The 24,934-nt window shown below is 71.9% G+C and carries 19 protein-coding genes; 1 reads left to right on the forward strand and 18 read right to left on the reverse strand.

Going from position 1 to position 24,934, the window contains the following annotated elements:
• Positions 1-388: 388 nt before the first annotated feature.
• The 3 genes from P1K89_RS06700 to P1K89_RS06710 are packed head-to-tail and all read right to left on the reverse strand — an operon-like array spanning position 389 to position 5,385.
• Positions 389-1,819, reverse strand: coding sequence for a hypothetical protein (locus P1K89_RS06700; protein ID WP_284615605.1), 1,431 nt, complete (start codon positions 1,817-1,819; stop codon positions 389-391).
• Positions 1,820-1,878: 59 nt separating this feature from the next.
• Positions 1,879-3,969, reverse strand: coding sequence for a CHASE2 domain-containing protein (locus tag P1K89_RS06705; protein WP_284615606.1), 2,091 nt, complete (start codon positions 3,967-3,969; stop codon positions 1,879-1,881).
• 33 nt (positions 3,970-4,002) lie between these two features.
• Positions 4,003-5,385, reverse strand: a complete 1,383-nt coding sequence (locus P1K89_RS06710; protein ID WP_284615607.1) for a FecR family protein — start codon at positions 5,383-5,385, stop codon at positions 4,003-4,005.
• A gap of 121 nt (positions 5,386-5,506) precedes the next feature.
• On the opposite strand from P1K89_RS06710, the gene P1K89_RS06715 reads away from it, so the two are divergent.
• Positions 5,507-6,205, forward strand: coding sequence for a Crp/Fnr family transcriptional regulator (locus P1K89_RS06715; protein ID WP_284615608.1), 699 nt, complete (start codon positions 5,507-5,509; stop codon positions 6,203-6,205).
• 13 nt (positions 6,206-6,218) lie between these two features.
• Here the strand turns inward: P1K89_RS06715 and P1K89_RS06720 are convergent, their stop codons facing one another.
• The 15 genes from P1K89_RS06720 to P1K89_RS06790 form a co-directional block, all read right to left on the reverse strand.
• Entirely contained in the window at positions 6,219-9,167 is a 2,949-nt protein-coding gene (locus tag P1K89_RS06720) for a tandem-95 repeat protein (RefSeq protein ID WP_284615609.1), read from the reverse strand.
• A 9-nt stretch (positions 9,168-9,176) separates the two neighbouring features.
• Positions 9,177-10,517: a DUF1501 domain-containing protein gene (locus P1K89_RS06725; RefSeq protein WP_284615610.1), complete on the reverse strand. Its 1,341-nt coding sequence runs from the start codon at positions 10,515-10,517 to the stop codon at positions 9,177-9,179.
• Complete coding sequence (locus tag P1K89_RS06730; protein WP_284615611.1) at positions 10,517-12,190, reverse strand: DUF1800 domain-containing protein; 1,674 nt, start codon at positions 12,188-12,190, stop codon at positions 10,517-10,519. The genes P1K89_RS06725 and P1K89_RS06730 overlap by 1 nt, the downstream gene beginning before the upstream one ends.
• A 109-nt stretch (positions 12,191-12,299) precedes the next feature.
• Positions 12,300-13,448: a DUF3570 domain-containing protein gene (locus P1K89_RS06735; RefSeq protein WP_284615612.1), complete on the reverse strand. Its 1,149-nt coding sequence runs from the start codon at positions 13,446-13,448 to the stop codon at positions 12,300-12,302.
• Positions 13,435-13,674 carry a DUF4266 domain-containing protein gene (locus tag P1K89_RS06740; protein WP_284615613.1) on the reverse strand — a complete coding sequence of 80 codons (240 nt, stop codon included), beginning with the start codon at positions 13,672-13,674 and terminating at the stop codon, positions 13,435-13,437. The genes P1K89_RS06735 and P1K89_RS06740 overlap by 14 nt, the downstream gene beginning before the upstream one ends.
• A gap of 41 nt (positions 13,675-13,715) precedes the next feature.
• Positions 13,716-14,231: a TlpA family protein disulfide reductase gene (locus tag P1K89_RS06745; RefSeq protein WP_284615614.1), complete on the reverse strand. Its 516-nt coding sequence runs from the start codon at positions 14,229-14,231 to the stop codon at positions 13,716-13,718.
• Positions 14,228-16,246: a choice-of-anchor D domain-containing protein gene (locus P1K89_RS06750; RefSeq protein ID WP_284615615.1), complete on the reverse strand. Its 2,019-nt coding sequence runs from the start codon at positions 16,244-16,246 to the stop codon at positions 14,228-14,230. Before P1K89_RS06750 ends, P1K89_RS06745 begins: the two co-directional genes overlap by 4 nt.
• Positions 16,243-18,177, reverse strand: coding sequence for a polysaccharide biosynthesis protein (locus P1K89_RS06755; RefSeq protein ID WP_284615616.1), 1,935 nt, complete (start codon positions 18,175-18,177; stop codon positions 16,243-16,245). Before P1K89_RS06755 ends, P1K89_RS06750 begins: the two co-directional genes overlap by 4 nt.
• A complete protein-coding gene (locus P1K89_RS06760) occupies positions 18,174-18,770 on the reverse strand; it encodes a sugar transferase (protein ID WP_284615617.1) in 597 nt (198 codons plus the stop codon). The genes P1K89_RS06755 and P1K89_RS06760 overlap by 4 nt, the downstream gene beginning before the upstream one ends.
• A 21-nt stretch (positions 18,771-18,791) precedes the next feature.
• The gene (locus P1K89_RS06765; RefSeq protein WP_284615618.1) at positions 18,792-19,967 is read right to left on the reverse strand and encodes a DegT/DnrJ/EryC1/StrS family aminotransferase; all 1,176 of its coding nucleotides are present in this window, start codon (positions 19,965-19,967) and stop codon (positions 18,792-18,794) included.
• On the reverse strand, positions 19,964-20,668 hold the full coding sequence (locus P1K89_RS06770) for a methyltransferase domain-containing protein (RefSeq protein WP_284615619.1): 705 nt from the start codon (positions 20,666-20,668) through the stop codon (positions 19,964-19,966). Before P1K89_RS06770 ends, P1K89_RS06765 begins: the two co-directional genes overlap by 4 nt.
• Complete coding sequence (locus P1K89_RS06775) at positions 20,665-21,882, reverse strand: glycosyltransferase family 4 protein (protein WP_284615620.1); 1,218 nt, start codon at positions 21,880-21,882, stop codon at positions 20,665-20,667. The genes P1K89_RS06770 and P1K89_RS06775 overlap by 4 nt, the downstream gene beginning before the upstream one ends.
• Positions 21,882-22,982: a glycosyltransferase gene (locus tag P1K89_RS06780; protein ID WP_284615621.1), complete on the reverse strand. Its 1,101-nt coding sequence runs from the start codon at positions 22,980-22,982 to the stop codon at positions 21,882-21,884. The genes P1K89_RS06775 and P1K89_RS06780 overlap by 1 nt, the downstream gene beginning before the upstream one ends.
• Positions 22,979-23,701, reverse strand: coding sequence for an acyltransferase (locus tag P1K89_RS06785; protein WP_350080415.1), 723 nt, complete (start codon positions 23,699-23,701; stop codon positions 22,979-22,981). Before P1K89_RS06785 ends, P1K89_RS06780 begins: the two co-directional genes overlap by 4 nt.
• Positions 23,698-24,930: an oligosaccharide flippase family protein gene (locus tag P1K89_RS06790; RefSeq protein WP_284615622.1), complete on the reverse strand. Its 1,233-nt coding sequence runs from the start codon at positions 24,928-24,930 to the stop codon at positions 23,698-23,700. The genes P1K89_RS06785 and P1K89_RS06790 overlap by 4 nt, the downstream gene beginning before the upstream one ends.
• Positions 24,931-24,934: the final 4 nt, after the last annotated feature.

Here is a 24,934-nt window from a genome sequence, read left to right on the forward strand (position 1 = left end):
ACTCCTGTTGGTCTAGGAAGTAAGGACTTCTTTGCAAAGAAATCGAGCACGAGTGATCAGGCTCTCACCCGCACTCGACTCAGCGTCCTGCGGCACCAGGTGGTGCGCAAGGCGCTGAGTCGAATGAGAGGGGAGTCCGCCAATCATGTGCGCGGAGTGTGCGTTGCCGCTTGGAGGGGCCATGTGATGACCATCACAAGGGTCAGCAGGTTTTTGCTTGGCTTCAAGTTGTTGGTGTGAAAGCAAAACGACCAGGGGTCTCCACCCCCGGTAGCGGCGCGATTATGGCACCCGCATCCCCGCTTCCCAGCCGTGGAAGCGGCCTTGTGGCAAGGGAGAACCCGGGTTTGAGTTGCGGTATCGCAACAGTCTGGCGGGTACGAAGCGGTTACCAGCGCCAGCGCAGGCCGCCGTAGGTGGCCAGGCCTTCGTAGTTGAAGATCACGAGGTTGCTCGACTGCCGGACCGCCTGGAACTGCACCAGGGCCTCCGCACCGTAAAGCCAGCGCAGCTGCAGCGGCTTGCTCAGTTCCAGCGTCAGCTGGGTCTGGTGCAGCCGACGGGTGGCGCCGTTTTCCAGCAGCGGACTGTAGCCTTCGCTGTCGAGCACCCGGGTTGCACGCAGCGTGGCATCCAGCCGGATGCCGCCGCCGAGCGTGCTGAGCAGCCGCAGGCCGACGCTGGCATGGCGCTGGTCGCCGCCGGGGCGGGTCGGGTCGTCGGCGCGGTCGATGCCGATGCGGCCGGCGATGCCGATCGCGGAATCGCTGCCGAGCAGGTTCAGCGGGCACAGGCTGTTCCAGGCAGTGACGGTGGTCCGGCCGTCCGCGCTGCGGGTTGTCCGCAAGCGGCGCACCTCGCCCTCCAACGTCAATCGATGGCTGCAGCCGATGGCCTCGCGGTCGATCGACATGCCCAGCCGCGCCAGCCGGTAGGGTTCGTTGAGCGCACCGCCGACCCAGGTGGCGTGGCCGTGCAGCTGCGCCCGCCAGGGGCCCCAGCGCTGGCTGGCGACACCCGCCCACTGCAGGTGGTGCCAGTCGGTGCCGCTGTTGCCCGGCGCGTGGCGCACGCTGCCCTGGATGCCGGTCTGGAACACGGTGCCGACGACCGGACTGCGGGCGAGCTGCCAGGCCATGTCGCCGATCATCGCCGGTCCGCGCCGCGGCCGCAGCGGCGTGACCAGGGGCTCCGTCTGCGGACCGCCCGGCGGGGTGATCGTGATCTCGTCCAGCCGCGGCGAGTGGTCCAGGTTGGTCTCATAGCCGCCAACCAGCGAAGCCTCGCGGTAGCTGACCCAGCCGTCGGGCGGCCTCACGGCCGACGGCGGCGGCGCCGGCCCGTTGCCCTTGGTGCGACTATTCGCCTCCGGGCCGAGCGCCAGCCGCTGCCGAAGTGCGGGCGGGATGTCGGTGCGTTCGCGCCACTCGCGCGCCAGCGCATCCCGGGCGGCGGTTTCACCGAGCGCCGCCAGGGCGAGCGCGTGATCCGCCTGGGTGCCCAGCGCCGTGGGATCGAGCAGCAGCGACCTTTCCAGCCACAGCAGCGCCTGGGCGGGCTCGCCCTCTTCCAGCCACAAGGCGCCGAGCATCGCCAGGTAAGCCCCGTGGCTCATGCAGGGCTGCCGCAAGGCCTCGAGTCGCTGCAGCAGCGCGCGCCGAGCCGCCGCCGTATTGGGCCAGGCGGTTGCGGCCAGCGCGTTGCAGTAGCCGGCCAGGCGCATGACGTCGCTGACCGACGAGGACGGCAGCTCGGCAGCCACGACCTGGGGGGCCTGGGCACGGGCGGCGGTGGCGAAGCCGCCCGCCCCGGCGAGCATCAACGCTGGAAGCAGCCAGCGGCGAGCTCGCTCACGCGAGACGCGAAGGTCGCGGCGCTTCACGCGTCGCGCAACTGGATCGCCGCATGTACTCGCATCGGAGCGGACGCACCGGAATCCGCCCATCCCGACCACTTGCCGGAATCCCCGCCATGGGCATCCGCGGTCGCGGACTTGACCCACAGCGGTTCGGTCGGCACGAGCTCGGCCCACGCCTTGGGGGCGTGCAGCGTGTACTGCCGGCTCAATCCTTCGAGCAGGTAGTCACCCAGCGATTCGGTGCTGTCCTGGGGCAGCTGGGCGGCCAGCTGGGGTCCCATCAGGATCGGCATCGACAGGTCAAGCGTCATTTGTTGCAGGCGCGACGCCACGCTGACCGGCTCGCCCAGCGCCGCGTGGGCGCGGCGTCGAGCCGGACCGAACGAGCCGACGAGGGCTCGGCCGGACTCGATGCCGACGCCAAGGGCGAGCGGCTGGACGGGGCTGTCTTCATGCGTTGGCTGCGTGGGCGCTAGGAGCGTGCGGGTGGCGCGCAGCAGTTCCTGCGCGGCAAGCAGGGCCTGTTGCGGATGGTCGGCGCAGTCCGAGTAGGCATTCCAGACGGCCAGCACCGAGTCGCCGACGACATTTTCCACCACGCCGCCATGTTGCTCGACAACGTCGACCGCGATGCAACAGAACGCATGCAGCATCGCGGCGGTTTCTTCGGCCGGACGGTGGGCCGCGAAGGAGGAGAAATTGCGGATGTCGGCCACCAGCACGCTGACTTCGCGCTGGTCGACCTGAACGCGGCCGGAGGGGTCGGTGGCCATCAGGCGCCGCGCCACCGGCGCCGGCAGGTAGGCGCCCAGATGGGCGGACAGACGTTCGCGCTGCGCGCGGGTGAGCGCATGCTCGGCGGTGGCCAGGGCCACCGACGCGAGCAGCGCGAACAGCGCGGCATTGGTCCAGGGCAGCCAGAGGTCGGCCTGAAGCAGCAGGGTTGCCGATGCGCCATAGCAGGCGACGGCCAGCAGCGCACCGGCGATCGGCAGGCGCTTGGCCGGGATCGCGCGCCGGCGCAGCACCAGCAGCAGCAGGCCGGCGATGGTGATCACTGCAAGGCCGTGGATCCATCCGGCCCGCGCCGGCGTGTAGGGCAGGCGGTGGTCGAGCAGGCCGATCAACGCCTGCGCATGGACCTCGAGGCCCGCGGCCACGGTGGCATGGGGCGTTGCGATCGTGTCGCCGATGCCGAAGGCCGTGGCGCCGACGAGCGCGATCGTGTCCTTCAGCAGGGCCGGGTCGACGGTGCCGTTGAGCACGTCGTGCGCCGAGACCGAGACGAACGCCCGGCGCTCGAGGCGGTACGGCACGCGCAGGTCGCCGTGCTCGTCGACCGGAACGGCCAGACCGGGCAGGCTCGGGCTGGTCAACCAGGCGAAGGGCGCCAGCGGCCCGCCGCCGAACCCGGTGGCCTGGGCGTCGGACCACACCCAGTCCGGCCCTGCCGATGTGGCGCCTTCGGCCTGCGTCGCGCGCCACAGCGCCGCCAGCGCGAGGCTGGGATAGGCCCGGCCTTCATGGCAGATCAGCGCCGGCACCTTGCGCACGACGCCATCGCGTTCGGTGCGCGGCGTGATGTGGCCGATGGTGGCGCCGGACTGCAGCAGTTCAGCGGGATGGCCGTAGAAGCCGTGGCTGCGCGGCGCGAACGGCGGGCAGCCGCCGGCGGCGAGTGCACCCGCCACGGTGCCCACGCGCGGGGTGACGGCCGGATCGAGCGAGAAGATCTGGCCGGCAACCACCGGCGCGGCCTTCCAGGCCTCGGCCAATGCGCCGTCACCTTCGCGCGGATCGGGGAAGTTGATGTCGTAGACCTGCACGACGACACCGGCCTGCTGGAGCTTTTCCGACAGCTTCGCGAGCGTGCCGCGAGACCATGGCCAGGGCCCGACCTGCTTGAGGCTGGCCTCGTCGATGTCGACGACGACCATGCGCCGTTCCGGCCGGGCCGTGGAGCCGATGCGCCAGGTCCAGTCGCCGATGGTCTGCTCGAGCGCATCGAACGCCTGCGGGGCGATGGCCTGGAGGCCACCGACCAGCAACGCCACCACCAGCAGCACCGCACTGCGGAGCCGCCAGGGATGATCGCGCCAGAAGGTGTACATCGCCTTCGCGATTGTTGGCGTCGGGAACGCCGCTCAGCGACCCCAGAGGGTCTTGCCGCGGAACAGGCCGTTGCCGACGGCGCGTTCGAACAGGTAGCCGGCTTCCTTGCCGTCCAGCGACAAGGCACCCGACACCATCTGCGTATTGCTGCGCACGGCGAAAGTGCCGTCGCTGGCGATGTCGCCGCCCATGCGCAGCTCGGTCTTGCCGCCGGTCGGCGAGGACAGGCCCAGGGCCGTCGCGAAGGTGCGGCGATCGAAGTCCAGCGTCAGCGAGCCGCCGTTGACGGTGGCCGCTTCGGTCTGCTTGTTGCCGTACTCGAAGCTCGCCTGCGCGCGGCTCAGCCGCATCTCGACGATCGGCGTGTCGCTGATCGGGCGCAGCTCCTGGTTCGGATTCGACGGATCGCTCATGCGCAGCAGCACGTCGCCATCCCTGTTGTTCGCGGTGGTCCAGTGGCGGCCGTCGATGACCTTGGAATACTGGACGCTGACGTTGTCGTTGGCCGCCGCGCCGGAAACCCGCCAGCGACCCCACACCAGCTGCGCCGTCAGGTCGGCCGGGCTGTTCAGCTCGGCCACGCTCGCCGAGGCGATGCTCAGCAGGTCGGCGGCCGCGCGGTCGCTTTCGCGCAGCGGCGCGAAACCCTTCGCCTCGGCGGCCGCCAGGCTCGCGGCGCGCGCGGCGGACTCCGCGGCATTCATGGCCGCCACCCGTTCCTCGGCGCCGGCCACGGCGGCGATGCCGCCGGCGGCCGGGACCACGTGGGTGGTGCGTTCGCCCGGGCGCACCTCGGCCATCAGCCGGCCCATGTCGGCCGACAGCAGCCGCGCGTCCGCGCCGGTGCAGGGCCCGAGTGCCGCGGCCGAGCAGCCGTTGCCGAGCGCACCGACGACGATCGCGCCATCGGCCACCGTGGCCCGCACGCCGCTGGCGTCGGCCTGCACGATGAAGTCGGTGCCCCGCACGCCGATCGCCGCGATCGGCGTATTGAGGCGGAAGCGGTTCTTGTCGGCATCGGTGGCCGCGCCGGAGATCGAGCGGCTGGTGCCCTGCTCCATGCGCAGGCGCAGCTCGTTGGCCTGCGGCTTGTCGACGTCGTAGCGGTAGGCCTGCACCTCGAGGATGCTGTCCGGCCGCACGCTGACCGCGCCCTTGTCGATGAAGCGCACGTGCACGTGGCCGTTCGCCGACGTCTCGACCCGGTCGCCCACCAGGATCGAAGCGCCCCGCTTCAGCGGCTCGGACGTGCCGTTCATGTGCACCACGCGCGCCGCGCCGATCAGCAGGCTGACCTGGCCGACCGCCTGTTCGCTGGCCAGCACGTAACCGGACGCGGCAACTGTGCAAGCCAGCACGACCGACGAGCGCAGGAGCTGCGGGCGGAGGGCTTGGACCAGTCGGTTACGTATCATCTCGAACTCCTGAACGCCGGGGCGAGGGGCGGGAGAATGAATCTTGCACCGCGCCCGCCCCGCCTGATGTGTTGTGCATCACAAGCCGATCGGCTTTGTCGCATGCACAGTTCGTCCCCCGATGCCCATCCTCATCCCGATCCTGCAAGGGCTGCGCCTGTTCGACAGCCTGCCGGCCGACAAGCTGGCCGAGGTCTCGCTCATGATGAACGAGCGCCGGGTCGAGCGCCGCGAAGTGGTGATCAAGCGCGGCGAGACCGACGCGGGCCTCGGATTCCTGATCGAAGGACGCCTGCAAACGGTCAATTTTACGTTGGACGGTCGCGAAGTTGGCATTGACTTCATCGAAGATGGAGACTTCTTCGGCGAACTTTCGGTCATCGATGGCCAACCGGCGCCCGAATACATCATCGCCGTCGCGCCGTCGCGGCTCGCCTTCCTCGACCGCGACCGCGCGCGCGAATTGATGTTCTCGACCCCGCGCGGCGCCGCGGCGGTGGCCGAACGGCTGGCCGCCCGCATGCGCCGGGCGGCGAGCCACCGCTCGCTGCTGGCACTGCCGAGCTCGTTCCAGCGCGTCTGCGCGCAGCTCAGCCTGCTGGCCACGCGCGGCAAGGAGGGTCAGGTGGTCATCGTGATGCCGCCGACGCACCAGGAGATCGCGATCATGGTCAATACCAGCCGCGAGACCGTGACGCGCACGCTGCAGTTCCTGCAGGGCCTGAAGGTGCTGGCCCGCGATGGCAACCTGCTGGTGGTGCACCAGCCGGACACGCTTCAGCAGGCCGCCGACGGCAAGGTGGCGCCGGCCAAGGGCTGATGCCCGGGCAGCGTCAGCCCGGCAGGTACTCGAGCCCGGTCGACGCCAGCCCGACGAGGTCGGCGCTCTGCGTGTTGTAGTCGATCTGGCAGGCCAGCAGGGCCAGCGCCGCCCGGCTCATCGCGCCGCTGTCGAGCACCGCCGTGAATTCGGCCAGCGTCGCCGGCGCCGGCGCCGTCCCGATCACATTGCGGTAGACGTGCTGGACGAAGGCTTCGTTGGACGACCCGCCGGCGAACTGCGGCACCACCGACAGCGCCACGCCGATCACCGCCTCGTAGCTCATGCCGCCGTCGAACAGCCCCAGCGCGATGCCGGCGTAGGTCTCGTTCTGCAGGTACTGCGGACCGATCAAGGCGCGCAGGATCTGCGCGGCCGAGCCGGCGGCGCCGTCGAGGTCCAGCGCCACGTGCAGGTCCGAGAAGCGCAGCCGCTCGACGTCGGTCACCAGGTCGACGCCGTCGCGGGCCGACTTCTTGTCCTTGACGGTCCACTGGCCCGGCTGCGACGTCAGCGTGTATTCCGAGCGCTTGCCGGTGAAGCTGGCCACATCCAGCCCGGCGCCGCCGTCGATGACGTCGTTGTCGCCGCCCCCGGTAATGCGATCGTTGCCGGCGCCGCCGCTGTAGCCCTGCCCGGTCGCGCCCGCGGCGAGCGTGTCGTCGCCGGCTGTGCCTTCGATCGTGCCGCTGACCGCGGCGACGGTCAGCCGCGCGGTGTAGGTCGCGCTGCCACCCATGCCGTCGCTGATCACGTAGGTGAAGCTGTCGCTGCCCGCGTAGCCCGCGGCCGGCCGGTAGCTGAAGCTGCCCTGCTCGCCGACGACCACCTCGCCATGCGCCGCGTCGGCGCCGAGGCTGTAGCTCAGTACATCACCATCGATGTCGGTCGCCGCCGGCAGCTGCGACTGCTTCAGCACCTGCGCGATCGCCAGGAAGTCGCTGTTGCGGCCGACCGGCCCGGCGTCGTTGACCGGCAGCACGTCGACATAGGCGAGGTACAGGTTGCTGCTGCCGGCGGCGACGATCTCGTAGGCCACGCTGTCGACGCCGTGGAAGTCGGCCTGCGGCGTGTAGCGCAGCTGGCCGTCCGCGCTGATCGACGCGCTGCCATGGGCCGCCGCGCCGGCGATGCGGTAGCTGACGGCCGTCCGCGCGACATCGCTCGGGTCGGGCAGCGCCGCGGTCAGGCCGCCGTCCTCGTCCACCGCCAGGCTGGCATCGGCCCCGAGTGCGCTGGCGGACAGCGCGATCGTGCGATCGGCAAACTCCAGCCGCTCGATGCCGACCAGCGTGTCGAAGCCGCCGTCGCCGAGGCGGTCGCGCACGAAGGTCTTGCCGAAGCCGGTGGAGACCTCGTAGTCGGCGCGCCGGCCCGCGAAGACGGCCGTGTCGGTGCCGGCGCCGCCGTCGATCCAGTCGTTGCCGAGGTGGCCGGTCAGCCGGTTGTCCAGCGCATTGCCGCTCAGCACGTCGTCGAAGCGCGACCCGACCGCGTGCTCGATCTGCGTGCCGATCGCCAGCCCGAGGTTCTCGACCGCGTTGGTGCCCGCCGCGGTGACGCCGACGCTGCTGAGGTGCGCCGCCGCGAGATCGATGCTCACGCCGGCGGCGAGCTCGGACGCATCGATGGTGTCGATGCCGCCGTCGTCGACGAGCGTGGTCTGCGCGCCCGAAGCCGCCGCTCCGAGCCGGTAGACGTCGTCGCCCGCGTGCACCGCGCGGCTGCCGTAGAGATAACGCAGCGCCTGCACGTCCAGCAGGCCCCAGTCGGCGCGGAACAGGCCGTCGGCGGAAGAGGTCTGCGACATCACCGACAGCGCGGTGCGGTCGTCCTGCGCACGCAGGTTCGCCGCGTACTGCTCGCCGCTTTCCGTCGCCCGCGGGTGGCGCAGGCCGAGCGCATGGCCGATCTCGTGCAGCAGCGCGGCATACCCTTCGGTGCCCGGCGCCAGCGCCAGCATCGATTCGACATCCATCCAGATGTCGCCGGCCTGTTCGCCGGCGCCGGCCTGGTTCGGCTGCCACGACACGCCGCGCGTCGCGGCCTGCTGGCTGACGCCGAAGCGCATCTGCCCGGGCGTGCCGCCGGCCTCGTTCACTTCGACGAAACGCAGGCCGGTGAAGGCCTCGACGCTCGCCAGCAAGGTGCGCACGGCCTGCTGCTCGGCGGCCGTGAAGGCGCGAAAGCCCGCGGCGCCGGGCCCCGACGCCGGCGCCTGCATCACGAAGCTGTAGCTCAGCGTGGCGCTGCTGCCCAGGGCCTGGCCGGCGTTCCAGCGCAGGTCACCGCCGCTGGCGACGGCCTGCTGGGCCATCTGTGCCGGTTCGATCGCATCGGCGATCAGGAACGGTTCCCAGCGGTGGTTGCCGTTGGCGTCGAGGCCGGTGAAGACCATCAGGTACTCGACGTTGGTGACGACCGCACCCTGGCCACGACCGCTGCGCGGCCCGATCGTCGCGCTCAGACCGTCGACCGAGACCTCGAGGCGCAGGTCGCTCAGCGTCGCCGGCAGCCACGGCTGGCCCGGCACGCTCTCGTACCAGAGGCCGTCGAGCGTATCGATGCCGGCGCCGCCATCGATGGTGTCCACCCCACCGTTGCTCCAGAAGCGGTTGTCGGCGGCATTGCCGATCATCGTGTCGTTGTGGTTCGAGCCGGCGACGTTGTTGATGTTGACCAGCGTGTCGCGGCCGCCCCAGCCGTCCTCGACGATGCCGGTGTTCAGGTCGGCCCTGATCGCGGCCGGCGAGGTCCAGTACGCGGCATTGGGCTGGTTCCACCACTCTGTCGGGTGCACCAGGCGCTCGATGCGATCGTCGCCCGGCCCGCCGAGCGCGCTGCCGTTGTAGAGCCCGAAGCTGTCGTTGCCCGCTTCGCCGTGGAGGTTGTTCCAGTTCGCTGTGGCCGTCGGGTCCTGGACGTAGGTGTCGTTGCCGGCGGTGAGCTTGATGTCGGCCATGGACTGCCCTCAGGCCCGCAGCAGCGGGATCGTCTTCTGGTTGAAGTTCGCGAGGTGCGGGAACACCTCGTGCAGCAGGTTGTCGGGCAGGCCGAGCCAGCGCATCACCGTCGCGCCGACCTGGTCGGTCGACGTCGTCGGCACATGGCGGCCGTTCTTGCCGAGGTCGCTGTCGTCGGGACCGCCGAGCACGGCGCTCGGGAACTGGCCGTGCACCGTGCCGCCCTGCACCGGCCCGCCGAGCGCAAACCAGTGGTTGCCCCAGGCGTGTTCGCTGCCGCCGCCGGAGCCCGGACGCACCGTGCGCCCGAAGTCCGTCATCATCAGCGTCAGCACCTCGTCGTTCATGCCGTTCGTGCGCATGGTCTGGTCGAACGCGGCGACCGCCTTGGCGACGTCCTTCAGCAGCGTGTCCTGCGTGTTCTCGCCGTTGCCGCGCTGGTTCGCATGGGTGTCGAAGCCGCCGTAGTTGGTGAGGAAGACCTGGCGGCGCAGCCCCTGTTCCTTCAGCCTCGGCAGCGCGGTGGCGATGGTGCGCAACTGCTCGGCGAAGTAGTTGCTGCCGAAGTCCGCCGCCGGCAGCGGCGCATTGACCATCGCACGCGTGAAGCGCGCGGCATCGTCCACCGCCGCGCCGAAGGTGCGCGCGTACTCGGCTTCGTAGGCATTGGCGAACTGCCAGCGCGCCATGCGGTTGATCGACTGCGTGCCCATGGTGCCGGGCTGCGCGAGGTCCGAGAAGCCCCAGTAGCGCGAACCGTTGCGGTCGAGGTAGGCGACGCCGGAGTTGCGGCCGAGCAGCAGCGTGCGGTCGGTCGACATCGTGACCGCCGCCACCGGGTTGCGCAGCACGGACGGCAGCAGCTCGAGCCCGCGGCCTGCCCAGCCGCTCATGTCGTCCTCGACCAGCCAGCCCTGCTGGATCGCGACCTGGTCGGAATGCGACAGCAGGAATGGCGGCACGTCGACCGCGCCGTCGATCACCTGCTGCGCCGTCGCCGGCTCCATCAGCGGCCCGACGTTGGCGATCCAGCCCAGCCGGCCGTCGTTGTACAGCGTGGCCAGCGGCGCCAGCGACGGGTGCACGCCGAAGGTGTGCCCGGCGGCCTGCCCCTTCAGCGTGACGAGGCTGTTCTTCAGCAGCGCCAAATTGGCGCGCGCGTTCTGGTAGCTGGTGTAGGCGCCGTCGGTGGGCACCAGGCAGTTGTGGCCATCGTTGCCGCCGTGCAGGAAGACGATGACCAGCGCCCGGTAGTCGGAACCGGCCGCGGCGCCGGGCAGGCTGGTCGAGCCCAGCAGGCTGGCGGCGCCGGCCAGGCCGAACGCGCCGAGGAAGTCGCGTCGCTGCATCACTTGATGACTCCAAAGTACGGCGTGTTGGTGGCGTAGCCGAGCAGCCACAGAGCGCCGTCGTCCGGGTTGCGGGCGTCCCAGGGCGCGTCCTTCATCAGCTGCTCGAGGTTGCTGCGCAGCGTCGGCGGCATCGCGCCACGGAAGTAGCGCTCGCTCAGGTGGTCGGCGAAGACACGCGGCGAGGTCGCGAAGGCCTTGACCAGCGGCTCGATGTCGCAGCCAGCGTCGGTCAAGACCGTGCGGTCGTTGGTCCGCGTCACGTCGTTCCAGCGCACCCAGTTCCAGTGGCCCATGCGCTGCGTGAGCTCGTCGGCGTTCAGCAGCTTCTGTTCCGGCGCCAGCAGGTTGCTGCCGGGTGCCCGGTCGGTCGGCGCGTAGAAGCTGAACACGCTCTCGGCGTTGTACGGGTTCTGCAGCGCGGGCCGGATGACGCCCCAGCGGTTCTCGAACGGCCGCTTGCAGCCGAGCATGCGCATCACCGCGGTGCGGTGCAATACCGGCTCGCGCAGCTTGCCGTCGTCGGTGCGCGCCACGGCCGGGTTGTCACCGGCGCGGGCCTCGGCATCCAGCAGCACGGCCTTGACCACCGCCTTCAGGTCGCCGGCCACCCCCTTGCCGTTGTCGCGAAAGACCGCCGCGATGCGGCCGACGTACGCCGGCGTCGGGTTGCTCTTGACCAGGTGCTGGATCAGGCGCGTCGCGACGAAGGGCGCGATGTTCTGGTGCGACATCAGCAGCGCGATCGCGTCGCGCAGGTCGTCGGGTGCGGGCCGCCCGGCGGCGAAGGTCTTGCCGAGCACGGTCTTCTGGCCCGCATCGCGCTCCGGCGGCCAGGTCGACGGCACCATCGGCTTGGCCCAGTTGCCCCAGTTCTTGTTCGGCCGGTTCGGCGGGTCGGGGTCGTACTGCCAGCCGGTGAGCACACGCGCCATTTCCTCGACGTCGCGCTGCGTATAGGTCTCGATGAAGCGGCCCCGGCGGTCGCGCTGCGCGGTGCCGTCGGGGTTCAGCTTGTAGACGCCGAGCGAGAACAGCTGCATCAGCTCGCGCGCGAAGTTCTCGTTGGGCGCGCAGTGCGGGCACTCGGTGCTCTTGGGCCGGTTCTGGACGTTGTCCAGGTAGTTGCCCATCGCCGGGTGCACGCTGAGCTCGTACAGCAGCTGGTCGTAGCGGCCGAAGGCCTGCTGTTGCAGCAGGTTGGCCCAGCGCAGCAGGCCGGCAGCCTCGGCCTTGCGGTTCGAGACGACGAGGAACTGCGACAGCGACCAGGAGACCCGCGTACGCAGCTGGTCCGGCACGACCAGCATCACGCGCAGCAGTTCGCGCTCGCGATAGACGTGGACCGACTGCGGCGTCGGGTCGGACCAGTCTTCCGCCGGCTTCACGTCGATCAGCGTCGGCGCCATCGCCTGCTGCTCGTCGATCCACTTCTCGAAGCCCTTGCTGCGCAGCTCGTCGATCAACGCCGGCGTCGGCCCGAACGTGGCCTGCTCGGCGAAGCGCGACGCGGCATAGAAGCTGACCTTGGCGGCAGCCCCGCCGGTGGACACCTGCCCTCGGGAGGCCTCGGGGCTGGCGCTGGCCGGCGTCTCGCTGCCACCGCCGCAGGCAGCCAGCAGCGCGGCCAGGCTGAAGACCGCTGCGGCGGCGTGTCGCGCAGGTGTTCGCATGGGGTTCCTCTCGCGGATCTGATTCGTCTGAAGGCCGATCTGTCGCCGGCCGTGCGCGGCAGGATGCCACCGCGGCCGGCCCGTTGCCTCGTCAATATGGGTGATCCGGCTAGAAGCGCCGGGCCACGCCGACCTGGACGAAGCGCGCGCGCAGCGGCGCGAGCCCCGGCGAGCCGTCGCCGTCCAGGCGCCACCCGCCGCGCTGCGCATAGTGGTCGAGCCGCAGGTCGGCCGTCCAGCCCCCGGTCAGGCGGAGCGCGAGCTTCAGACCCGCGGTCAGCGCGCCGAAGCCGGCCAGCCGCGCGTCGGGCGACAGGGTGGCCGGTGCATGCTCGAGGTAGCCCGGGGGCAGCGGCGCGCCGGCATAGGAGTAGACGGGGTCGTAGTAGAACCACGCAGCACGCTGGGTGTAAACGCGCAGCGACGGCGTCAGCGCCCAGCGCGGCGACAGCGCCTGGACCCACTCGGCGCTGACGGTGTGCGAGCGGATGCCGAACGAGTCGCCATACCAGCGCCAGCTGGTGCGCAGCGTGGCGCCGAGCCCTTCGAGGTGGTGGTTCCAGCGCAGCAGCACGATGCGCTGGCGCCGCTCGTCCGGGCGCCGGTCGATGCGCTTGTACGGGTCCGAGTAGTGGCCCTGCCCGTCGGCCAGCGTCAGGTCCAGCTGCACGACGTCCACCGCCGACAGCACCTGCGTGAGGCCGGCGCTCAGCTCGACGGTGCGCCGCCGGGCGTGCAGCGACGCATCGTCCATCGAGCCGATGCGGTCGCGGGTGAAGCCGAGGCCGGCATGCCACTGCCGGTTGTTGTCCTCGCTCGACCAGCTGCCTTCGAGCGACAGCGCCCGTGAACGGAAGTCGTGCTCGTCGGAGCCCGCGGCGCCGATGCGCCAGCTCGACCGTTCGCCGTGCTGCGTGAGCTTCACATCGCCGGCCTGCCGGCGATCGCTCATCACCGACGCGCCGGACACCGCGCTGTGGTAGCGCGGGCTGGCGCCGGACACGCTGTCCTGCGTGGCCGTGGCCGCCAGCGACCAGCGCTCGCCGACCGGGGCCTCGATGCGTAGCGAGGGCGCTTCGACGCGCACGCGCTTGAGCCCAGGCTGCCAGTCCTGGTAGCCGAGCCACTTGAACGCGACCTGCGTCTCGGTCGGCATGTCCGCGGCCTGCACGCTGCAACCCGGCAGCGCCAGCGCGGCGGCGAGCAGCCCGCCCCCGAGGCGCGCCGCGGGCGCAGCATCGCCCTCAGTTGCAGCCACAGCCGCCGCCGCCGACACCCTGCCCGCCGGCGCTGTTTTCCTTGCTGCCATGGACGTGCAGGTTGTTGCGCTGCTCCAGCGCATCGGCATCCATCGCCATCTCGGGGCGCGCGAGGTGCTGCTTCTGCCAGGCCTGCGGCAGACGGGCGGTGCAGCCGCCGGCCAGCAGCAGCCATGCCAGGCAGGCCAGCAGTGCGCGCGGCCGCGCCACAGGACAGCCTTGCACGGCGTGCCCCGGCATGAGTGCTTCAAGACGGCCGGATGGGCTCATGCAAGCGCCGCTGCGATGCGCCGCTCCAGGTCGGCACGATCGGCCGGGCGGAAGCCGCGGTGCGCGTGCAGCACGCGCCGGTCCGGTCCGACGAGGAAGGAGCTGGGCATCGCCTTGACGCCGAAGGCCGCCGCGCTGGCGCCGCCCGGATCGAAGGCGATCGCGAAGCGCGGCGGCAGGCGGTCGAGGAAGTCCTGCGCATCCTCGCGGCGCGCATCGAGGTTGATCGCGACGATCGCCAGGCCCGCGGCGCGGTGGCGCTCGTGCAGCTCGTTCATCCATGGGAAGGACTGCCGGCACGGGCCGCACCAGGAGGCCCAGAAGTCGAGGTACAGCACCTTCCAGCGCGGTGCGACGCCGTCGTCCGGCGGCAGGATCGGCTCGCCGGCCGCGGTGCGCAACGGCAGCGCCGGCGCGCGCGGCTCGGCGGCGAGGGCGCCACCCGTGCTGGCGATGGCGGCCAGCGCGAGCGCGGTGCGCAGGCCGTGTCGGCGGGCGGGCGAGCAGCTCATCGCGCGCATTCTGACCGCTGGCCGCGCAGCAGCGCCCAGGCCAGCGCCAGGCCGAGCAGCACGATGCCGCCGGCCGCGCCGCCACCGCCCTGGTTGCGCGGCGCGCCGTCGTCGACCACCGCCAGCGCGATGCGGCGCGGCGCGGCCGGGGCCTCGGCATCGACCACCAGCTCGCCGCCGAAACGGGCGTCGGCACCGCCGGTCCAGGCGATGTCGACCGCGCAGCCCTGGCCGGGCAGCAGCACGACGTCGGTCATGGCGCAGCCTTGCTCGTCGTCGGCGGGCAGGCGCATGAAGCCGCTGCCGAGCACCCCGATCGTCGGCAGGCGCAACAGGGCCGCACCGCGGTTCTCGAGCCAGACACGCTGCCGCGCGCCACCCGCGCCCGCTGGCGCGGCGAACACGAGGGACGCCGGATGGGCGGCCAGCCGCGGCTGCGCGGGCGCCAACGGCGCCGCGGCCGCGTCGACGCCGGGCCAGGGCTCGTCGATCGTCACCAGCGCTTCGGCGGCGCCGGCGCGCACCACCAGCGTCGCGCGGGCGGCGTCCGCGCCGATGCGCTGCAGCTCGACGATGCACCGGCCCTGCGCCGGCAGCGTCACGCCCGGCTGGCAGGTGCCGCCCATGTGCAGCGCGGCGGCCCGGCTGCCGACCAGGCGCAGCGAATCGAGCGTCAGCGCGGCCGCGCCGCGGTTGGCGAGCATGACCTGCGCCGCACGCTCGCCGAGCGGCACGGCCACGGCATCCAGCCACAGGGCCGACGCCTCCGGCGCGGCCTCCGCCGGCGCGACGCCGGCATCCAGCACCACCCGCAACGGCGCGTCGCGGCCGGCCATGTCGATGCGCAGCTCGCCGATGCTGCCGGCGCCACGCAGCGCCGGCGCGATCACCTGCAGCGCGCATGCGGCGCCGGCGGCGAGCACTGCGCCGCAGGCATCGTCCCGCACCCCGAAGCCGCCCTGCGAGATCGTCCTGGCGCCCAAGGTGAGCGGCCCGCTGCCGGCGTTGTGCAGCCGCAGCGGCAGCGTGGTGTCGGCGGCGCCGAAGCGCAGCACCGGCGCCGACAGCCGCGGCCGCGGCGCCGGGCCGGGCAGCGCGTCACCGCGCAGCGCGGCGATCGACCCTTCCCCGGCGCCGTCGTGCGCGATGGCCAGGCTGGCGCTGCGCGCGCCGGCCGCCGACGGCTCGAAGCGCAGCTGCAGCACGCAGGCCTGGCCGCCGTCGAGACGACGGCCGGCTTCGCAAGTGCCGCCGTCGATCACGAAGTCGGGCGCATCGAGGAACACATCCCCCAGTTTCGCCGGTTGCGCCGACCGGTTGGCCAGCTGCAGCACCTGGGCGCCGCTGGCGCCGCCGACCGCGATGCGGCCGAAGTCCAGCGCCGACGCGCTCAGCGCGACGACTGCCGGCGGCTGCTCGCGGGCCACCCCGCGCAGCGGCACGCGCACGGGCGTCGGCGTGCCGTCGTGCGTGACCAGCAGGCTGCCGTCGCGTGCCCCCGGTGCACCCGGTGCGAAGGCGATGTCGACCTCGCAGCTGCCGAAGGGCGGCAGGCTCGCCGGGCAGGCCGGCGACAGCACCACGTAGTCGCCCTGGACCTGCACCTGCAGCGCGTTCAGGCCGAGCTTCGAGCTGGCGCTGACCGTCACGCGTTGCGAGGCGCTGCGTGCGCCGAGCGCGGTCGACGGGAAGTCCAGCCGCACCGGCGCGTTGCCGAGGAAGGCGGCGATGTCGGCCAGGTCGGCGGCACTGTAGTAGCGGTTGAACACGCCCATGCCGCCGGTGTTCAGGGTCACCGCGCGCTGGATCAGGGCCACCGCATTGCGGCCCGACCAGATGTTGCCGAAGTTGTTGGCGACCGGGTTGTCGCTGTGGCAGTCGGCGCAGGCCAGCTCGCCGGCCGCCGGCGCGATCATGAACAGGCGCTGGCCACGTTCCGGGTCGGCGGCCTGCGCTGCCGCAGCCGCCCACATCGCGACGGGTGCGAGCAGCGCGGCAGCCAGCCGCCTGCTCATGCCGGCCGGTACTCCGGCACGACCGCGCGCAAGGTCGCGCGCACCGCGGCATCGTCCAGCCGCTCGCGCACACTCAGGCCCTGCACCCAGGCGAGCACCGCGCTGGCATCGTCGTCGTGCAGCTGCGCCACGCGCAGGCGCGGCACCGGGGTCGGCAGCGTGGTGTCGGCGTCGGCGAGCAGCTCCTCGTAGAGCTTCTCTCCCGGGCGCAGGCCGGAGTAGACGATCGGGATCTCGTCGACGGCATGGCCGGACAAGCGGATCATGTCGCGCGCCAGGTCGACGATCTTCACCGGCTCGCCCATGTCGAGCACCAGCACCTGGCCGCTCTCGCCGATCGCCGCGGCCTGCAGCACCAGGCGCGCCGCCTCGGGGATGGTCATGAAGTAGCGAATGATGTCCGGGTGGGTCACCGTCACCGGGCCGCCCATCGCGATCTGTTCCTTGAACTTCGGGATCACGCTGCCGCTGGAGCCCAGCACGTTGCCGAAGCGCACGGCGATGAAGCGCGTGGTGTGGGGATGTGGGCCCGCCTGCTTGGCCAGCGCCGACACCACGCGCTCGGCGGCGCGCTTGCTGGCGCCCATCACGTTCGTGGGGTTGACCGCCTTGTCGGTGGAGATCAGCACGAAGCGCTCGGCGCCGCACTCGGCGGCCGCTCTGGCGGCGTGATAGGTGCCCAGGGTGTTGTTGGCCAGCGCGGCGAAGGCGTTGTGCTCCTCCATCAGCGGCACGTGCTTGTAGGCCGCCGCATGGAAGATCACCTGCGGCCGCCACTGCAGGAACACCGCGCGCAGCGCGTCGAAGTCCTTGACGTCGGCCACCAGCCGCACCAGCGGCAGCTGCGGGAACTGCGCCGACAGCGCCTGCTCGATCGTGTAGAGGTTGAACTCGCCCTGCTCGACCAGCACCAGCTTCGCCGGCCCGTACATCGCCAGCTGCCGGCAGAGCTCGCTGCCGATCGAGCCGCCGGCGCCGGTGACCAGCACCGTCTTGCCCGACAGCACCTCGGCGATGCCGGCTTCGTCCAGCTGCACCGGCTCGCGGCCGAGCAGGTCCTCGGGCTCGATGTCGCGCACGCGCTCGATGCCGGCGCGGCCGGTGTGCAGCTCGGCAGCCGACGGCACGGTCAGCACCGGCAACCCGGCCGGGGCGGCGAGCTCGAACGCGCGCCGCCGCTGGGCGCCCCGGGCAGCCGGCATCGCGACGATGATGTGCGTGGCCGCACCGCGCACCGCCTTGTCCTGCACCGCCTCGAGCGGCCCCAGCACGGGCACGCCGGCGATGCGGGCGCCCTGCTTGCTCGGATCGTCGTCGAGCAGGCCCAGCACCAGCCAGCCCTGGTGCTGGATGCCGGCGATCAGGCGCTTGGCCGCTTCGCCCGCACCCATCACGATCGCGCGCTTGACCTCGGCATCGCTGCCGGTGAGGCGCGAGCGCGCATGCTCGTACAGCATGCGGTAGGCCAGCCGCGCCAGCGCCAGCCCCATCAGCGTGACCACCGGATGCAGTGCCAGCACCGCGCGCGGCACCGCGGTTAGCTGCAGCATCAGCACCACCACCGCGGAGCCGAGCCCGGCGATCGCGCAGGCCAGCGCCAGGCGCTGGATGTCGCCGAAGCCGGCGAAGCGCCACATGCCCTGCGGCACGCGCAGCGCGGCGAACGCGGCGAGGTAGGCGCCCACGATGCCGGCGAGCACCCAGCCGTCGTAACCCGGCCGCGCGCTGATCCAGCGTTCGAAGCCGAGGCGGAACAGGTAGGTCACGTTCCACGCCAGCACGACGACCAGCGCGTCGATGAGCATCGACAGCGGCACGCGCCGCGGCCGCAGCGTGGCCAGCGCGCGGTCGAGCTTCAGCCAGAACGACAGGTCGGATTCCTGCTCGTCGCGGTCGTCGTTCGGATCGACGGGATCGGCCGGTCGGGTCATCGGGAGATCAGCAGGCGAACGGTGCGCAGCAGCACGGCCAGGTCGGAGGCCAGCGTCGCGCGCGCAGCATACGCGGCCTGGCGCTTCAGCTTGTTCGGCAGGATGACCTCGACGTACTCGCGCTCCGGGTCGTCCGCGGCGGCCAGCAGCGCGGCTTCGTCCAGGTGCTCCAGCGACGCGGGATCGGTGATGCCGGGCCGCACCGCGAGCACCTGCGCGCGCAGCGGCTCCGGATAGTGCGCAACGTAGCGCGGCACCTCGGGCCGCGGGCCGACGAGGCTCATGTCGCCCTTCAGCACGTCGATCAGCTGCGGCAGCTCGTCGAGGCGGTAGTGGCGCAGCAGGTGACCGAGGCGCGTGATGCGCTCGTCGCGGCCGACCGTCACCGCCGGCCCGCGTTCCGGCGCGTCGGCCACCATCGTGCGGAACTTGTGGATGCGGAACGGCCGGCCGTGGCGGCCGATGCGCTCCTGGCGGAAGAACACCGGGCCGCCGGAGTCGACGCGGATCGCCAGCGCCACCAGCAGCAGCAGCGGCGACAGCAGCAGCAGCGCGACGAGAGACACGATCAGGTCGAACAGGCGCTTGGCCACGGCAGTTCGTCGCGCTCCGGCTCAGGCGCCGAGCACGGCGCGTACGCCGGCGATGACGCGCTCGACGTCGGCGTCACTCATGCGCGAGTAGATCGGCAGGCTGGCCATGCGCTCGTACGCGCGCTGGCTGTGGGGAAAGTCTTCCGCCTTCAGCGCGTAGCGGTCGCGCCAGTAGGGTTGCTGGTGCAGCGGGATGTAGTGCACGCTGCAGCCGATGCCGAGCTCGAACAGCTTCTCGATGAAGCGCTCGCGCGAGAGGCCGGCGTCGTCGGCCAGCTGCACCGGATACAGGTGCCAGGCATGGCGCTCGCCGGCCGGTGCCATCGGCGCCGGCGTCAACGGCAGCGCCGCGAAGGCCTCGGCATAACGCTCGGCAATCGCCGCCCGGCGCTGCTGGAAGCGCTCGGCCTTCTTCAGCTGGTGGATGCCCAGCGCCGCGGCGATGTCGGTCAGGTTGTACTTGAAGCCCGGCGCGATGACCTCGTAGTACCAGCTCGGCACCGTGGCGGTGAAGCGGTCGAACGCATCGCGGCTCATGCCGTGCAGGCGCATCACCTTGGCGCGCTGCGCCAGCGCGGCATCGCGCGTCACCAGCATGCCGCCCTCGCCGGTGGTGATGGTCTTGTTGGCATAGAAGCTGAAGACCGTGGCGTCGCTGTCCAGCGTGCCGACCAGGCGGCCGGCGCTGGTGGTCGGCAGCGCATGGGCGGCGTCCTCGACCACCTTCAGGCCATGCCGCCGCGCGATCGCCAGCAGCGCCGGCATGTCGGCCGCCAGGCCGCCGTAGTGCACCGGGATGATCGCCTTGGTCGCCGGCGTGATCGCGCGCTCCACCAAGGCCGGGTCGATGTTCAGCGTCGCCGGATCGATGTCGACCAGCTTCACGTCGGCGCCGAGGTAGCGCACGACTTCCGCCGTGGCGGTGAAGGTGTGCGTCGTCGTGATCACTTCGTCGCCGGGGCCGATGCCCAGCGCCTCGAGCGCGAGGTGCAGACCGGCCGTCGCGGAGTTGACCGCGATGCAGTGCAGGGACGGCTCGCCGAGGAAGGCCGCGAAGTCGGCTTCGAAGCGCCTGGCCTTCGGCCCGGTCGTGACCCAGCCGGTCTTCAGTGTGTCGACGACCTCGGCGATCTCCTCGTCGCCGATCTCGGGCGCGGCAAACGGCAGGAAGGGCAGGAGCGGGGCGGCAGCGGTCATGGAGCGGGTTTCTGAAGCCAAGCCAGCACGTGCGTGCGCAGCGGCGGCAGGGTGTTGAAGATCGGGTACAGGGCCGGGTGCACGCGGCACAGCAGGCGCGCCAGCGGCGGTGCCAGCGTGATGCGCTGGTGCCACAGCGTCGCACGCGGGAACAGCGCACGGATGCGCTTCAACGGCACGCCCCGCACATCCCGGTTGCGCGGATTGTCGACGGTGAAGTCGTACCACAGCACACCGCCGCCGGGCGCGACCCAGGTCCACATGCGCTCGGCCAGGCGCTGCTGGAAACCGTCGTCGAGCAGCGACGAGAAGACGGTGGACTGCAGGACCAGGTCGCGGCTCGACGGTTCGATGTCCAGCGTGCTGGCATCGCCCTGCCACAGCGGCACCGCGGCCGGCAGCACGCGCCTGGCCATCGCGAAGCGTTCGGGCAGCAGTTCGATGCCGGCCAGGTGCTCGGGCAGGAAGCCCAGGCGCAGCAGCTCCAGCAGATTGCCCCCCGCGCCGCAGCCGACCTCGATCGCCCGGCGCCGCGGCAGGTCGTGCCAGCCGAGCCGCGCGAAGAGCTTCAGCATGGCGCGCTGGCGCTCCTGCACCGTCTGCCAGACGTCGGGCTGCAGCAGGCTATAGCGGTCGGGCGCGCCGCGGCGCGCGTAGCGCTCGGCGACCGCGCGCGACTCGTCCTCGTGCGGCATCGTCATCGCGCGACTGCCTGCAGGAAGCGCTCGGCCAGCACCGGGTAGGTGTGGTGCGCCATCACGAATGCGCGACCGCGTTCGCCCATCGCGCGGCGCTCGACGGGCGGCACGGCCGCCAGGCGCTTCAGGCCGTCGGCCACCGCCTGCGCCGACTGCGGCGCGACCGTGAGGCCGCAGCCGCTCTCGGCGACCGGATCGTTGCCCGCCTCGACCGAATGCAGCACGGCGCATCCGGCCATCATGTAGTCCATCAGCTTGTTCGGCGCGATGCCGAAGCGGTAGATCGGCACGCGTTGCCAGCCGATGTAGGCGATGTCGATCAGCGCCAGGAAGCCGGGAATCTGCGCCTTCGGGATCGGCGGCAGCCACTGCACGTTGGCGATGCCTTCGTCGGCGATGCGCTGCGCGAGGCGCTCGCGCTCGAGGCCGTCGCCGACCATCACGATGGCGATCGGCTCGCCCTTCAACAGCTTCGCGGCGTCGAGCAGCACGTCCAGCGCGTTCGGCAGCCCCATCGAGCCGGCATAACCCACCACGGTGCGGCCGGCCGCGCGCTGCAACGCGATCGCCGCGGCGACGTCCTCGCGCAGCGGCGGCGGCGTGCCCTGCCACTCGTCGAGCGTGATGCCGTTCGGCACGATCGCCAGGCGCTTCAGGTCCAGTCCTCGCGAGGCCATGTAGTCGTGCACCACCGGCAGCATCGAAACGACGCGGTCGGCACTCCGGTAGGCGCTTGACTCCGCGGCATGGCACAGCCGGATGAACGGATGGCCCGGCGACATCCCCGACAGCTCGATCGGCGACAGCGGCCACAGGTCGTGCACCTCGAACACCAGCACCGCACCGGCCAGCCGCGCGATGCGGCGCGCGACCCAGATGTCCATCGGGTAGGTGCTCGAGGCGATCACCACGTCGGGCCGGAACCCGTCGACGATCGCGCGGGCGTCGCGCCACAGCGGCCACAGGAAGCGGGCGATGTTCCAGGCCCGGCCGAGGCCGTTGCCCTGGTACGCCGGCGTGCGCAGCCAGCGGTAGTGGATGCCGTCGAGCAGTTGGTCGCCCGGCGCCGGCTGGCGCGAGCGCACGTGGCTGTGCGATGCGGCGACGATCTGCACCGCATGCCCCTGTCGTACCCATTCGCGCGCGAGGTAGTACGGCCGGTACTCCATGCCCAGCGTCGGATGGCCGGCGTAGTGGTTGATGAGCAATAACCTCATCAGGCCACCGACCCGCGCGGGCGCCGCAGCCCATGGCCCGTGTGCAGCGCGTGCAGGCGCGCGACGAAGCGCTCGACCGCCGGCTCGAACATCGCCTGGCGCGCGACCCAGCCGTGGTTGTCGTGCGCGATGCGGTCGGCGCGCACGGCCATCGCGTGCAGCTCGGCCGCATCGGGCAGGCGGCCGTCGCCGAGGATCAGGCCGTTCTCGCCGTCGTTGACCAGTTCGCGGTTGGCCGGCAGGTCCGACAGGATCGGCACGCAGCCGTGGGCCAGCGCCTCCAGCACCGAGACCGACACCGAATCGGAGCGCGGCAGGCTGAAGTACCAGCGCGCCTGGGTGTACCACTGCGCCTGCGCGTCGGCCGAGAGGCGGCCGACGAAGCGCACGCGGTCGGCGATGGCCGAGTGCTTGACCCATTGCTCCAGCGCGGGGCGCAGCGAACCGTCGTTGGCCAGCACCAGCTCGGCATCGGGCCAGTCGCGCACGATCGCGCTGAAGGCGGCGAGCACGCGATCGGGCGCGTAGATCGGCTCGAGGCCGCGGTTGCCGAAGAACAGGCGCTCCTGCTTCATGCCGGGCGGCGGCGGCAGTGTCTCGAGGCCGAACGGAAAACTCATCACCTCGCGCGCGCCGAGCGCACGCATGCGCTCGGCCATGTGCAGCGAGTCGCTGGTGCACAGCGTGCACGCGCGCAGGACACGCCGGGTCAGCCAGCGCAGCACGACGCTTCGCTCGGGCGTCACCAGGATGTCCGAGCCCCAGGCCGAGCCGGCGATCTTTGCACGCAGGCCCCAGCCGCGCTTCGCGGCGACGGCCAGCGTGCCGTGGGAAGTCAGGTAGTGCGCATGCAGCCAGGCCGGATCGATCTCCTTCAGCCAGCGACCCAGCTTCGGCAGGCTGCGCAGCACCGCGGTATTGCCACCGGCGAAGTTCGGCCGCGTATTCAGCGCGAGGCGCCGTTCCGGCGGCAGCAGCTCGGCCAGCGCCGGCGCAAAGCCGCGCGACGACGCGGCATAGAGCTCCAGCCGCGGTTCGAGCGCACGCGCCCACTTGACGAGGTGCGGGCTTTCGCCGTCGCCGATGAGGACGAGCTTCACGGCTGACCCTCTCCGTCGGACGACTTGCGCACCGACCGCCGAGAGAGGCGACGCCACCAAGCGGCCGCCGCGGAACCGGCTCTGCCGGGCCGCTGGGGGCGCTCCCTTGAGGGGGAAGCGCCGAAGGCGCTCCGGGGGTGGGACATTTCGCCTGCCCAGGCTTCGTAGTGCGGCAGCAGCTCGGGATGGCGCTCGAGCCAGCGCCGGTCGGCCGCGCGGGTATCACCGACCACCTGCGCCGGGTTGCCGGCAATGACCGCGAATTCGGGGAACTCGCCGCGCACCACGCTGCCCGCGCGCACCACGCAGCCGCGGCCCAGCCGCGTGCCGGCCTCGATCAGGCTGTGCGGGCCGATGAAGCACCAGGCGCCGATGACCACCGGCGCCTGCACCCAGCCCGGCCGCTCGCCGGTCCATTCGACGAAACGCCGGCCGAGCAGGCGCTGCGCACGGTGCGAGCTGTGCGTGACGATGCTGGCATGGTGGGTGATCTGCACGCCCTCGCCGATCTCGATGCCGGCGCTGGCCTCGATGAAGTTGAACGGGCCGATGTAGACATGGTCGGCCAGCACCAGCCGGTCCTCGTGCTCGATGCAGGTCGACGGTGCGATGCGGGTGTTCGGCAGCGCCCGGCCCTGCGAGGTCTCGCCGAAGACCATGCGGTGCCACAACCAGCGCGCGAGGCGGCGGCGCAGGCGGTTGAAGACCGCGCGCATCATGCGCCCGCCTCCGGTGCCACCGGCGCCACCGGCCAGGTCGCGAGCTTGAAGAAGTACCAGCCGAAGTACGCGGCCGTGGCGATCGAAACCGCCCAGCCCGCGGCGGCCAGGCTGCCGAGCTGCAGCCCCAGCGCCAGCGCCGCGAGGAAGGCGCCCTGCCCGATCAGCGCCAGCTTCAGCGCCCAGGCCTGCGCGCCCCAGGCCATCGTGACCACCGCCAGCGGCGAGGCGACGAAGTGCACGCCGATGTACAGCGCCAGCGCGCGCGCCAGCTCGCCGGCCTCGCGCCAGCGTTCGCCGAAGGCCCACGCGAAGAGGTCGGGGCCGAAAATCCACAGCAGCAACACCAGCGGCGCGGCGATCGCCGCCAGCGCCAGCATCGCGCGGCGCACGGTGTGGCGCGCTTCGGCGGTGATGCCCCCCGCCGAAGCGAGCCGCGGGTACAGCGCTTGCGACAGCGCGCCGCCGACCAGCGTCGCCGGCGCCTTCAGGTAACGCAGCGCCAGGCCCCAGGCCCCCCCGGCGGCGGCGCCCAGTTGCGCGGTGATCAGCGCCATCGTCAGCGTGTCCTGCAGCGCGCCGAGAAAGGCATGCGGCGTATTCAGCAGCGGGAACTCGCGGTGGCGCCGCGCAGCGGCCTTCAGCTCGTCGGCCGAACCGGTCGACGCGCCGCGGCCGAGCGGCAGCCGCAGCAGCGCGAGTGCCGCCAGTGCGGCGGCGATCGGCGCCGCGATCAGGCCGTGCACGCCACCCTGCGCGACACCCGCGGCGACCTGCGCCGCCGCGCCGCCGCCATGCTGCAGCACGCGCGCGCCGGCCAGCGCCCGGAAGCGCTGCCCGCGCGTGGCCCACAGCGTCGCCAGCGACAGCGCGCCCAGCACCGCCACCGACAGCGGCAGCCACAGCGGCCAGCTCGCCGCACCCATCCAGGCCCACAGCGCGGCGCCGAGCGCGCACAGCACCGTCGCGCCGGCCAGCAGCACCAGCCCGAGGCGCCGCAGCGCATCGGCTTCGCGCGCATCGGCCGCCAGCGGCAGCGCGAACTCGTAGCGCGCGCAGGCCACCACCGCGATGTTGGCAGCGACCGCGGCGAACAGGTGGTAGATGCCGAACTCCTGCGGGCTGTACAGCCGTGCGAGCCACGGCCCCAGCAGCAGCGGCAGCGCCTGCGCGAGCGCGCCGCCGGTCAGCAGCGTCAGGGTCGCACGCAGCAGGCCGGCCGCAGCCATCGGG

It is taken from the genome of Aquabacterium humicola (assembly GCF_030167915.1).
Taxonomy (GTDB): domain Bacteria; phylum Pseudomonadota; class Gammaproteobacteria; order Burkholderiales; family Burkholderiaceae_C; genus Pseudaquabacterium; species Pseudaquabacterium humicola.

What these genes read in the sequence shown, in the direction of transcription:
- P1K89_RS06765 (WP_284615618.1), bottom strand. Translation starts at nt 19,967, where the DNA reads ATGACCGCTGCCGCCCCGCTCCTGCCCTTCCTGCCGTTTGCCGCGCCC.
- P1K89_RS06725 (WP_284615610.1), bottom strand. Translation starts at nt 10,517, where the DNA reads ATGCAGCGACGCGACTTCCTCGGCGCGTTCGGCCTGGCCGGCGCCGCC.
- P1K89_RS06720 (WP_284615609.1), bottom strand. Translation starts at nt 9,167, where the DNA reads ATGGCCGACATCAAGCTCACCGCCGGCAACGACACCTACGTCCAGGAC.
- P1K89_RS06770 (WP_284615619.1), bottom strand. Translation starts at nt 20,668, where the DNA reads ATGACGATGCCGCACGAGGACGAGTCGCGCGCGGTCGCCGAGCGCTAC.
- P1K89_RS06745 (WP_284615614.1), bottom strand. Translation starts at nt 14,231, where the DNA reads ATGAGCTGCTCGCCCGCCCGCCGACACGGCCTGCGCACCGCGCTCGCG.
- P1K89_RS06715 (WP_284615608.1), top strand. Translation starts at nt 5,507, where the DNA reads ATGCCCATCCTCATCCCGATCCTGCAAGGGCTGCGCCTGTTCGACAGC.
- P1K89_RS06750 (WP_284615615.1), bottom strand. Translation starts at nt 16,246, where the DNA reads ATGAGCAGGCGGCTGGCTGCCGCGCTGCTCGCACCCGTCGCGATGTGG.
- P1K89_RS06785 (WP_350080415.1), bottom strand. Translation starts at nt 23,701, where the DNA reads ATGATGCGCGCGGTCTTCAACCGCCTGCGCCGCCGCCTCGCGCGCTGG.
- P1K89_RS06705 (WP_284615606.1), bottom strand. Translation starts at nt 3,969, where the DNA reads ATGTACACCTTCTGGCGCGATCATCCCTGGCGGCTCCGCAGTGCGGTG.
- P1K89_RS06775 (WP_284615620.1), bottom strand. Translation starts at nt 21,882, where the DNA reads ATGAGGTTATTGCTCATCAACCACTACGCCGGCCATCCGACGCTGGGC.
- P1K89_RS06730 (WP_284615611.1), bottom strand. Translation starts at nt 12,190, where the DNA reads ATGCGAACACCTGCGCGACACGCCGCCGCAGCGGTCTTCAGCCTGGCC.
- P1K89_RS06710 (WP_284615607.1), bottom strand. Translation starts at nt 5,385, where the DNA reads ATGATACGTAACCGACTGGTCCAAGCCCTCCGCCCGCAGCTCCTGCGC.
- P1K89_RS06790 (WP_284615622.1), bottom strand. Translation starts at nt 24,930, where the DNA reads ATGGCTGCGGCCGGCCTGCTGCGTGCGACCCTGACGCTGCTGACCGGC.
- P1K89_RS06700 (WP_284615605.1), bottom strand. Translation starts at nt 1,819, where the DNA reads ATGCTCGCCGGGGCGGGCGGCTTCGCCACCGCCGCCCGTGCCCAGGCC.
- P1K89_RS06755 (WP_284615616.1), bottom strand. Translation starts at nt 18,177, where the DNA reads ATGACCCGACCGGCCGATCCCGTCGATCCGAACGACGACCGCGACGAG.